The sequence below is a fragment of the Intrasporangium sp. genome (assembly GCF_039812505.1).
GTDB lineage: Bacteria > Actinomycetota > Actinomycetes > Actinomycetales > Dermatophilaceae > Intrasporangium_A.
Window position 1 is genome coordinate 36673 of sequence record NZ_JBDIAQ010000011.1, and the last position, 10993, is coordinate 47665.

At 70.6% G+C, this 10993-nt stretch carries 8 protein-coding genes; 2 read left to right on the top strand and 6 right to left on the bottom strand.

The window, feature by feature from the left end; genetic code table 11:
- Positions 1-22 precede the first annotated feature (22 nt).
- Entirely contained in the window at positions 23-1471 is a 1449-nt protein-coding gene (locus WMI84_RS03165) for a gluconate:H+ symporter (RefSeq protein WP_347350562.1), read from the top strand.
- 144 nt (positions 1472-1615) lie between these two features.
- Here WMI84_RS03165 and WMI84_RS03170 read toward each other — a convergent pair whose 3' ends face one another.
- From WMI84_RS03170 to WMI84_RS03180, 3 genes are all read right to left on the bottom strand, one after another.
- On the bottom strand, positions 1616-2488 hold the full coding sequence (locus tag WMI84_RS03170) for a hypothetical protein (RefSeq protein ID WP_347350548.1): 873 nt from the start codon (positions 2486-2488) through the stop codon (positions 1616-1618).
- A 395-nt stretch (positions 2489-2883) separates the two neighbouring features.
- Positions 2884-3687, bottom strand: coding sequence for a carbon-nitrogen family hydrolase (locus tag WMI84_RS03175; protein WP_347350549.1), 804 nt, complete (start codon positions 3685-3687; stop codon positions 2884-2886).
- Positions 3688-4024: 337 nt separating this feature from the next.
- Positions 4025-6073 (bottom strand): cytochrome c oxidase assembly protein, encoded by a 2049-nt coding sequence (locus WMI84_RS03180; protein WP_347350550.1) that lies wholly within the window; start codon positions 6071-6073, stop codon positions 4025-4027.
- Positions 6074-6099: 26 nt separating this feature from the next.
- On the opposite strand from WMI84_RS03180, the gene WMI84_RS03185 reads away from it, so the two are divergent.
- The gene (locus tag WMI84_RS03185) at positions 6100-6960 is read left to right on the top strand and encodes a maleylpyruvate isomerase family mycothiol-dependent enzyme (RefSeq protein ID WP_347350551.1); all 861 of its coding nucleotides are present in this window, start codon (positions 6100-6102) and stop codon (positions 6958-6960) included.
- A 39-nt stretch (positions 6961-6999) separates the two neighbouring features.
- On the opposite strand, the gene WMI84_RS03190 is transcribed toward WMI84_RS03185, so the two are convergent.
- The 3 genes from WMI84_RS03190 to WMI84_RS03200 form a co-directional block, all read right to left on the bottom strand.
- Positions 7000-9219 carry a hypothetical protein gene (locus WMI84_RS03190; RefSeq protein ID WP_347350552.1) on the bottom strand — a complete coding sequence of 740 codons (2220 nt, stop codon included), beginning with the start codon at positions 9217-9219 and terminating at the stop codon, positions 7000-7002.
- Positions 9220-9377: 158 nt separating this feature from the next.
- Positions 9378-10139, bottom strand: coding sequence for an ATP-binding cassette domain-containing protein (locus tag WMI84_RS03195; RefSeq protein WP_347350553.1), 762 nt, complete (start codon positions 10137-10139; stop codon positions 9378-9380).
- A gap of 73 nt (positions 10140-10212) precedes the next feature.
- Positions 10213-10494, bottom strand: coding sequence for a hypothetical protein (locus WMI84_RS03200; protein ID WP_347350554.1), 282 nt, complete (start codon positions 10492-10494; stop codon positions 10213-10215).
- Positions 10495-10993: the final 499 nt, after the last annotated feature.

Sequence of the window (10993 nt, forward strand, 5' to 3'; positions counted from 1 at the left end):
AGACCTGTTTGCCCGGGCGGCCATGTTGCCGGTCGCATCGGACAGCGACATCAACGCACCATGGAACGGCCACGACACCAGGGTGCTCGTGGTGGCCGCGATCGGGATTGCGATCATCGTGCTGCTGATCGTCTGGATGAAGATGCACGCCTTCTTGGCGCTGACCATCGGCTCGCTGTTCGTCGGGCTCGCATCGGGCATCGCCGCGGGGGCGATCACCAAGTCGTACGAGAACGGCGTCGGTGGGGTGCTCGGCTACGTCGGCGTGCTGATCGCCTTGGGCGCCATGCTGGGCAAGCTGCTGGCCGACTCGGGCGGCGCGGACCAGGTGGTGAGCACCCTGCTGCGCGGCCGACCGGCGACCCTGCCTTGGAAGATGGCCCTGATCGCCGGCATCATCGGCATCCCGATGTTCTTCGAGATCGGCTTGGTGCTGCTGATCCCGGTCGTGATGCTGGCCGTGCGCCGGTCCGGCCAGCGCGCGATGCTGCTCGGCATCCCGGCACTGGCCGGCCTGTCGGTGCTGCACGGGTTCATCCCACCGCACCCCGGGCCGCTGGCCGCCATCGGGATCCTCAACGCCAACGTCGGCATCACCCTGGCGCTGGGTTTCGTCGTCGCCGTGCCGTGCGTGGTGGTCGCCGGACCGTTGTTCGGCCGGATCGCGGCCCGGATGGTGCCGATCGGCGCGTCCGGAGCCGCGCTGGCGGTCACCAGCGGGTCGACGGCTGGCCCGGACGGAGCCGGGAGCGGGTCATCGGACGGCGCAGGCTCCGGCGGGGCGCAGGACCCGACGGCGACGGCGACGCCGACCTTCGGCTGGACCCTGGTGACGATCCTCTCGCCGGTGGTGCTGATGCTGGTCAAAGCCGCCTCCGACATCTGGATGAGTCCCAAGGCCGCGGCCTACCCGGCCCTGCAGTTCATCGGCGACCCCGTGGTCGCGCTGCTCATCGCGGTCCTGCTGGCCATGGTCACCTTCGGGACCAAGGTGGGGTTCACGCTCCCCGTGCTCGGCGGCAAGATCGGCGAGAGCCTGCTGCCGATCGTCGGCGTGCTGATGATCGTCGGCGCCGGCGGCGGGTTCAAACAGGTCCTGGTCGACGGCGGCACCGGCGACGCGATCGCCAAGATCGCGGTGTCGGCCCACCTGTCCGTCCTTGTGCTCGGTTGGATCGTGGCCGTGCTCATCCGGCTGGCGACCGGCTCCGCGACCGTGGCCACGGTGACGGCGGCCGGCATCGTCACCCCCCTCGCCGCGGGGCTGTCGCCGGCCCAGCTGTCACTGCTGGTGCTGGCCATCGGGGCCGGGTCGCTGTTCTTCTCGCACGTCAACGACGCCGGGTTCTGGCTGGTCAAGGAGTACTTCGGGCTCAGCGTGGGCCAGACCATCAAGACGTGGTCCGTGATGGAGACCGTGATCTCGGTGCTCGGTGTCCTGGTGGTGCTGTTGTTGTCGGTCTTCGTGTAGCGACCCCGGTCTCGACGGGGTCGCGCCGCCGCTGACCACTCCCCGGGAACGTCGGCTCGCCAGCATTGGTGCGACGTGCCTCAGGGGCGCGGCGTCGAGGCGTCTGCAGTCCGGGTCTGTCGGGACGTCGACGATGCCGCTCGGTCAACCATGGGCGGGACGACTCGACCCGGCCGGCCCAGCAACCAGACGACCGACTACGACCACCACGAGCAGCGCGACCGAGACACCGACCGCGACCCAGACCTCGGCAGTGATACCCGCGGCGGCGACGCCATACGCCGCATCGACGACGGCCCGGGCGACGGGGTGGGCGACATCGTTCACGAGCGGCTCGCGGGCCGCCGCGACGACGAGCGCGAGGGCGGCCGACACGACGATCCACCCGATCGCGAGCGCCCCGGTTGCCGCCCGCCGGCGGCGGGCGAGGGCGACGGCCAGCAGGGCAAGGACGACGACGCCGACGAACAGCCACGGCCAGGCCATGGTCAGCCAGCGATAGGCGAGCTGGGTCCGGTCCAGCTGCTCGACGGAGACGAGCGGGATAGCGACGGTGGGCGCGAGCCTGCCGGCGTCGGGCACGCCGGCCTGCTCCAGCACCGCGGTCAGTGGTGGGACCGGGATGCGCAGGTTGAGCACCACCTGCCCCCGCGCGTTGACGCCGGTGTCCGCCTCGCCCTTCAGGATCGCGATGACCTCGGTGTGGGCGACCCGGACGGCGCTCGACCAGACGGTCACGACGGCCGGGCTGGCGACGAGCCGAGCCGTCTCGGCGCGGAGGGTGGGCTCGGTCAGCCGCTGCGCCGCCGGCGGCAGGCCGGTCGCGTCGAAGACTGCTCGGGCGGCCTCGTCGACCAGCGCCTGCTGCACGGCCGGCTGCCGGACGACCGGGGCGAGCGCCTCGACGAAGGCGTCGGTGCGGGTCAGGGTCTGGTTGGCCCAGAGCCCGACGAGTGCGACCGGCAGGAGCAGCACGGCCAGCAGCCCGGTCAGGCCGGAAAGAAGGCGGCGCATCATCGAACTCCCTGGGCTGGGTCGGGTCGAGCACTGGTGGTCCCATCATGCTGCGTCGAGCAGGGTCCGGCCGCACGGCACGCGTCGCCCGGCCTGCATCCGGCTCCGGAGCTGCGACATCACCCGTGGCGGGCCGGCCGGGACGAGGACTCCAGTCCTGCTGAACGTGTGGCAGGCAGCCGCGTCGTCGGCCCACTCACGGCTGGTCCGGCGCGGCCCGCCCGGTCCGACGAACGACCGTTGGTCGGCGACAGCCGTCTTCGCCGGTCCCGCTGAGCACGGGCAGGTCACGGCTGGTGGACCAACGGTCGTCGGCCGGCTCGCCGCTGCGGTCGGCGCTTGTCGATCGACTCGCGTGCAGGTCGACGGTCAGCCGCCGCATGACGGCCCGGCGGGCCTCAGAGCCGCCGGTCGGCCAGGACGGGGAAGGACTCGCGGGCCTTGCGGATCGCCGCGCTGTCGATCTCGACGCTGAGGACCTGCTCGTCGGGCCCCGCCTCGGCGAGGACCCCACCCCAGGCGTCCACGACCTGTGAGTGGCCACCCATCTCGTGGCCGGCGTGGGTGCCCGCGGTGTTGCACTGGACGACTGCGCACTGGTCCTCGATGGCACGGGCCCGGCCGAGCAGGCTCCAGTGGGCCACCCGGGCCATCGGCCAGGCGGCGGGGACGACGAAGATCTCGGCGCCTTCGTCGAGCAGCGCCCGGTAGAGCTCGGGGAAGCGCAGGTCGTAGCAGGTGCTGAGGCCCACCCGGACCGGTTCGCCACCGGCGACAGGCATGTCGACCGTGACGACCTCGGTGCCGGGGTCCATGAGCTTGGGCTCGCCCTGCCCGAAGCCGAAGCGGTGGATCTTGCGGTAGGTCGCGACCAGCTCGCCGTCGGGCGAGAAGACCAGGGAGGTGTTCCAGCAGCCGTGGCCGTCCTCGGTCTCGGGGGGGCCGGTCTCGACGATGGAGCCGCCGTGCAGGGTGACCGCGGCGTCGCGCGCCGCCGCGGCCAGCGCCTGCGCCACCGGCCCGTCGACGGCCTCGGCACGGCCCGGCCAGGCGGGGTAGTCGAAGCCGCCGGCCGACCACAGCTCGGGCAGCACGACAAGGTCGTGTCCCTGCTGTGCGCGGACGAGGGCCGTGGCCCGTGCGATGCGGGCGGCGGCCGGCTCGCCGTCGCCGTAGCCGAGCTGGATGACTGCAACCTTCATGGTCCTAGCCTCACACGTCCGGCGAGACGATGCCCAGCCCGTCCGTCACCAGTCGACCCCGACGGGTCCGCTGCGGCACCAGGAAAACCCACCCGGATCCCACCTCTCGTGGCACTCGCAGCCGAACCGCCACGAAAACCGCGACGGATCCCACTTCTCGTGGCGCTCGCAGCCGAACCGCCACGAAAACCGCGACGGATCCCACTTCTCGTGGCACTCGCAGCCGAACCGCCACGAAAACCGCGACGGATCCCACTTCTCGTGGCTACACCGGCAGCGGTGTACCTGGCCGAACTGGACGGTGTACCGACCCGTCGGTGAGAGAGGGAGGGCCGGCTCAAGGGGAGGGGGTGCGATGAGCCTGGTCGTACCTGGCCAGGGCGGCGAGGCGGGCGTTGTACGCGGCCAGCTCGGCGTCGTTGTCGCGGTCGGCCTGCCGGTCGGTGCGGCGCATCTCGGCCCGGTCGATGCGCGCCCACTGCAGGGCCACGATCAGGGCCAGCAGCAGCGACGGCAGCTCGCCGATCGCCCACGCGATCGACCCGCCGAGCCGCTGGTCGGCGAGCTGGTCGGTGACCCACGGCAGGTGCAGCACGTCGAAGAAGTCGGGGGCCAGGACCGACTCGCCGCCGACGATCGCGATGCCGAAGAAGGCGTGGAACGAGATCGTCGCGAAGAGCACGACCAGGCGCAGCGCCGGGCGCCACTTCTTCGGGCCGGGGTCGACTCCGATCAATACCCAGGCGAAGAAGTAGCCGGCCAGCACGAAGTGCACGGTCATGAGCACGTGCCCGGTGTGGGTGGTCAGGGCCAGGTAGAACAGGCCGGTCCAGTAGAAGGCCACCAGGCTCATGAAGAAGAAGGCGCCGGCGAAGACCGGGTTGCCGACGACCCGGACGTACCGGGAGTGGATGATCGCCAGGATCAGCTCGCGCGGCCCGACCGTGCCGTCGTGTCGGGGTTTGAGCGTGCGCAGCGCGAGGGTCACCGGGGCCCCGAGGACCAGGAAGATGGGGATGACCATCGCCTCGAGCATGTGCAGCGTCATGTGCCACGAGAAGGCGACCCGCCCGTAGACGCCGAGGAAGCCGTTGGTCGCCCAGATGAACAGCAGCCAGCCGACCAGCCAGCCGACGGTCCGCCCGACCGGCCAGCTGACCCCGCGCCGGTGCAACCGGAGCACCCCGGCCAGGTAGAGCCCGATCGCCAGCAGCGCGGCCGAGAGGAAGAGGTACTCGACGCGCCACGTGGTCAGCCACGACAGCGTCCCCGGCGCGGGCGGGGCCGGGAACCCGGTGAGGGCGAGCACTGCGCTTGGGTTGGGCACCACCTCGGGGACCGGTGGGGCGCTGCGAGCGAGCGCGGTCGCGACGCCGAAGGTCACGCCCATGAGCAGCACCTCGCCCACGGCCAGCCGCAGGAACGGCCGCCCGGGCGGGTCTCCGGCCGATGCGGCCCGGTCGATCCGGGCGATCGTCGAGGCCCGGTGGCGCCAGCCGGCCACGCCGAGCAGCACGAAGGCGGCGATCTTGACCGTGATCAGCATCCCGTAGCGCGTGGTCACCAGCTCGACGGGCGAGTCGAGCCGCGTCGAGGCGGACATGACTCCCGATACCCCCAGCGCCACGAAGCACCAGAGCGCGACGAGGGAGTAGCGCTGCACGACCACACCCAGCGAGCGCCCGGCCGTCCGGCGCAGCAGGATCAGCGCGAGCAGGCCGCCGACCCAGACCGCGGCGGTGACCAGGTGCACGGCGATGGCGTTCACCGCGGTCTCGTGCTCCGCCGAGCCGCCCGCGTGACCGGCCAGGCCCAGCACGACGACGCCGAAGAGCGAGATCGCCAGCAGCCAGATACCGGTCCACCGCGACCTGGCCAGCGCCGCACCGGTCCCCGCGACCGCAGCGCAGCCGGCCGTGATCAGGCCGATCCGCAGCGGCTCGATCGCCCACGCCGTGGCGACGAAGCTCGCGCCGAAACCCGGGGCGGTGAGCGGCATACCGGCCAGGTCCGCGAACTGCAGGATCACGACGCCGAGGGCGGCGAGCGCCCACGCGAAGCCGCTGAAGGTGGCGATCCGGTAGGCCGCGGCCCGGCGCGGCTCGTCGAGTCCCTCGGTCGCCCGGCGGTCCGTGCCCGGCAGCAGCATCGAGCCGAGCAGCAGCGAGCCGACCGTCAGGGCCGCCGCCACGTCGTGCCCCACCCGCAGCAGCGGCAGCGCCCAGCGCACGCCTTCCCCCGCGGTGGCCAGACCCGGCTCGAGCGGTGCCGTCGCGCCGGTGAAGGCCGCGGCGACCGCCGAGGCCAGCAGGCCGAGGAGCAGGACCAGCGGCACGAGCGCCCATCGGCGCGTGCCGCCGGCCCGGACAGGGGACGAGGACGACATGGCTCAAGGGTAAGTACTCTGACGGCATGCCCATACACCCGTCCCCACCGGAGGACCGAGACGGTCTGCTCGACGCCTTCGAGCAGAACTGCCAGGCCATCATCGAGCTGGGCATGTCGTGCCGTGAGGCCGACTTCGAGATCCAGACCGAATGCCCGGGCTGGAGCGTCAAGGACCAGATCGCCCACGTCGTGGGGGCGGAGAAGTCGTTCGCGGGCATCCCGACCCCTCGCGTCGAGGTGCCCGACTACCCGTACATCCGCAACGACTTTGGGCGTCGCATCGAGCACGACGTCGAGGCCCGGCGCGGCATCCCCGGCAAGCTGGTCGTGCACGAGCTGGCCGACCACCTGCCGATCCGGATGGCGGCCCTGCGCGCCTCCACGACCCCCATGGACGAGGTCATCGGCGGCATCTTCGGACCGGAGACCACCTTCGGCGAACAGCTGCGGCGCCGCGTGCTCGACACGTGGGTGCACGAGCAGGACATCCGGGCCGCGCTCGACCGTCCGGGCAACCTCGACTCCCCCGGCGCGGCGGTCTTCGTCGAGGCGGTCTTCCGGGCACTGCCGCGCATCGTCGCCCGCGACGCCCACGTCCCCATCGCCCATGCCATCGTCCTGGACGTCACCGGCCCGCTGATGGCCCGCGACGGCGCGCGGGTCGTCGCGGATGCCGAGGGCCGGCCGATCGGCGAGCCGCTGTTCACCGGCTCCGAGCCGACCGCCACCGACGAGCTGCCGCGCATCACCGGCATCAAGCTGACCACTGAGTCGCTGACCCGTCGGGCCGCGGGACGCCGGAGCACCGACGAGATCCGCTACACGGTCCACGGCGACGAGCAGGTCGCCGCCCGCGTCCTCGACGCCCTCGTCATCACGCCTTGACACGGCCCGGCGCCGAAGTCGGGTCGGCTGGTGGACGGTTCAGAGATTGGTACGACCCGGCCTCCAGCGGGCTAGGGCCGTGCGCAGTGTCGTGGATCCGATGACGCAGCAAACGACGGCGATCAGGATCGAGGCAAGGGAGATGCCGACAGCCAGGGGGACTCCGAAAGGTTTGGCCATTCCCGCGGCGATGGGTGTCTGGACCAGGGTAAGAGATTGGACGGCGGCGAGGATGCCGCCGGCAGCCAGGGGCAGACTGACGACTCCGGCGGTGATCTTGGTCAGGGTGCGCGGCTGGCGGAGGTAGGTGCTGAGAACCCCGAGTCCTCGGGTCTGACGGGAGAAGTCGTTCAGGGCGGTGACGCCGAGGGCGGCGATGGCCATCAACATCCCAATGATCCCGAGGACGGTGATCCACCGTCCTTGTTCGGCGTTGGCAGCCGCGCCTCCGGTGAAGTTCCAGGCCGGTGACTCCGGGCCGATGTTGGGCCAGCTCGTCGGGATGATCGCGGCCTTGAGGGCGGCCTGGTCCATCGGCTGGTCGGCGTGCAGGATGAGCCACTGCGGGGTCTGAGTTCCGCTGAGCTCTGGCGCGGGTTTGGTGCTCAGGTCGATCAGGCCCGGTTCGAGGGGGGCGCTGAGCCCGACGAAGGTGAGGTCGCCGCGTACGGGTTGGGTCAGCGGGGTGGCGTCGGTGCCGGTGGGGCAGGGCAAGGCGCACGCGGTGAGGTCGGCGCAGCTGCCATTGATCTGGGATCCGCCACCGTTGGTGTCGCCGGTGATGACGGTGTGGTGGACGCCGGCGGGCAAGCCGGCGGTCACCTGCCGTAGGCCGGCGATGCCCTCCATGTAGCTCGCGACCAACGTCCGTCCGGCGACCTGGGCTTGGACCGAGATGGCCTGACGAGTCCGTTCCTGCAGGGCGTTGGTGATGAACTGGGTCTGGGCCAGCAGACCGGCACCGACGACGATCGCGGCGATCGTGACGACCAGGGAACGGGGGTGGGCCAGAATGATCCGGGATATCAGCAGGCCAGCGGGCGACCCACGACGAACGGAGGCCTTGGCGATGCCAGCACCGAACATGCGCAGCAATATGTAGATGGTCAGCGGCAGCGTCACGATCGCCCCGGCGGCACAAATGACGTAGGTGAGCACCCAGGGTGCCTGCCGGGTGGGGTCGACGAAGTTGGGCAGCTGCGCAGCGGCCAGCCCGAAGATGGGACTGAGCGTGGCAAGCCAGTTCGGGACTGCGGGTGGTTTGGTGCGCGGTCGGGCCGAGTCATTTGCGGAGCGGGCGTTGCCGCCGAGGAGCAACACGACGCCGATCGCCATCATCAGCAGGGTGAAGCCGATCAGGGCCGGCAGCGCCGAGCGGATCCATTCTGTGGGCAGCAGGTAGGTGGTGACGGGGATCCGGATCGGGACGAACGCCAGCATCACCGTTAGCAGCACTGCGGTGCCTGCGGCCGTGGCCGCAGGCACGCCGACCTCGCCGAGTCGAACGGTCCAAAGATGCTGGTTGCTGGCGCCGAGCGCGCGCAGAACCATCCGACGGTGCTGGCGTGCCTCCTGGTCGACGCGTCTGGCCACCAGCAGCAGGACAAGGGCGGGGATCCCGAGCAGCAAGGTGATGGTGGCGAGTATGAACGGTGCGGCGAAGATGACCGCGGTTTCCCCGGTGGGCGCGTGCAGGTCGAGAGACCACCAGGGCTGCTCGAGGGGCACGCCGAGCGACTCGACCGGATAGAGGTCGGAGGTGGGGAAGGTGCCCGGGAGGGGGTTGACGATGGCGTAGCGTTCGTCGACGGCCGAGAGTCCCTCAGTGCTGATGGTGCCGGCGAAGGTTCCGTAGCGGGCAGCGATGTTCTCGTTCGCCCCGTCCTGCAGCAGTTGCGGGGACAAGAAGGCCTCGCCGGGGCGTGGCCAGCGAGGCAGCCCCGGCGGGGGTGGCAGGCCCGGATCCTGCCCGACCAGGATGTCGACGCTGTACTCGGGGCCGTTGTTGATCGTGTCGTACCTGTTGGACCACAGGATCGGGGCGGCCTTGAGCTGCTCGGCCCACCGGTCGCGGGCGGCGGCATCTGCGGTCCTGAAATCTGGCGAGACGTACTTGTCGGCGAACTCGTCGCTGACCTTGATCCAGCGGGCCGCGTCGTGTTCGGCGCGACCGGAGTAGGCGATGGCGGTCAAGCTCAAAGCGATCGCGAAGACGGCAACGGCGAGCAGGCCGGCGTAGGCCGCGATGGCCTGCAGCACTCGGGTATCAGAGGCACGCCGCATCCGGTGTCCGAGGGTGAACAGCGCCCACCACGCACGGCCCGGAGTTGCAGCAGCCGAGAAGGCGGCAGCATCCGTCGTGCATATTGCGGCGGGCGCCGGATCCGATTCGTGCCGTACCACCTTGTGCTCGCCGGTCATGAGGCGCCGACCAGAGCACCGGCTCCGAGACGGACGGTCAGGTCCGCCCGTGCAGCGATGTCTGGGTCATGGGTCACCACGAGCAGGCCGCAGTCCTGCTCGAGCGGGATGGCGAAGAGATAGTCGGCCACCCGGTTGCGGGTGTCGCCGTCGAGGGAGCCGGTGGGCTCGTCCGCGAGCAGGAGATCCGGCGCGTTGATCAGCGCCCGGGCCACGGCGACACGTTGGCGTTCACCACCCGAGAGACGATCAGTGGGGGTGTCGCCCAGGTGCAGGCCCATTGCCGCGAGGAGCGCGTTCGCCCGCTGAGTGGGGTCGATTGTGGCCTCTCCTGCCGGGCCGGCCTCTGCAGGAGCGTCCGGGCTCGCGGGGGTGGACCTCGGCCTGGTTGAGGTGGCGTCTGGGCGCGTTGGGTTGAGCAGGGCTGGTAGCAGGACGTTTTCGGTGGGGGTCAACTCGTTGATCAGTTCGCCGGTCTGGAACACCACGCCGAGGTGGCGGCCCCGCAGAGCAGCGAGTCGGGCTTGGGAGATGCCCTGGAGAGGGTGCCCGGCCACTGCGATACTCCCGCTGCTCGGGGAGATCAAGCCCATGCACAGGGCGAGTAGCGTGCTCTTGCCGGCTCCGCTGGGGCCCATCACGGCGATGGACTGGCCGGCGTGCAGGTTTAGGTCGATGGCGGTCAGGATCGTCCGGGTCTGCTTGCGGCCCGTCTTGACCCGGTAGCTGACGTTCTCGAGCCGTAGGACCTCGGTCATGTTCTGGCCTTTCGTGCGGCTGGCGACCCGTGTTCCGTACGGGCCGCCAGCCTTGCGCGGACGAGGCCAGCGGTCAACCGAGGCGGCCGGAGCAGTCGTCGTTGATGGAGTAGTCGTTGCAGAGGATCGCCCAGTTGATCCGATAGGACCCGACCGCCCCCGTGGAGCTGGTTCCGCAGCCGTTGCCGTTGGCGATGTTGCTCTGAGACCCATTGGTGCGGCCATACACGGCACGGACCGGAACACCATCGCAGGCCATGTCGTAGATCCAAGCCTGCTTGTCGCCCGTGCCGATCGCGTCGAACTGGACGAGGTTCTTCCACTGTGCCGGGAATGCCAGAGCCGGGGCAGCCAATCCGAGGGTGGTGACGAGGATCGTGAGGAGAAGTAGCAGTCTCTTCTTGATCTGAAGCTCCCTTGCTTATCGGTGATGAAGCTGGGAGTTCAGTGAACCACGCAACGAATAGGTCCGCATGTTGAGATTTGGCTGCTTGCGTCCGCATCAGGTGGGTCCTCCTGCGGGAGCCCATCGAGAGGGCGCCCCGCGCACCGGAGCTTGGCTCAAGCCGGACGGTTCTTGGGCGGGCTCGATCGTCAAGCCGGCGAGCGCCGAGCCCCACGCGCAGCCAAGCGACGCCGCACGAGCCCGGTGAACGGCATACCGACACCGGGTATGCCGCGCAGCCGGATCAGCGCAGGTTGTGCAGCTCGCGGCGGGCCAGGAAGGCACGGGTGCCGAGCGCCATCAGGAAGGCCAGGACGCCGGCGAGGATCGCTACGGCGTAGCCGGCATGGGCATCGACGCGGTCCACGACGGCCCCGGAGGCGGCCGACCCGAGGGCGATCCCGACGAT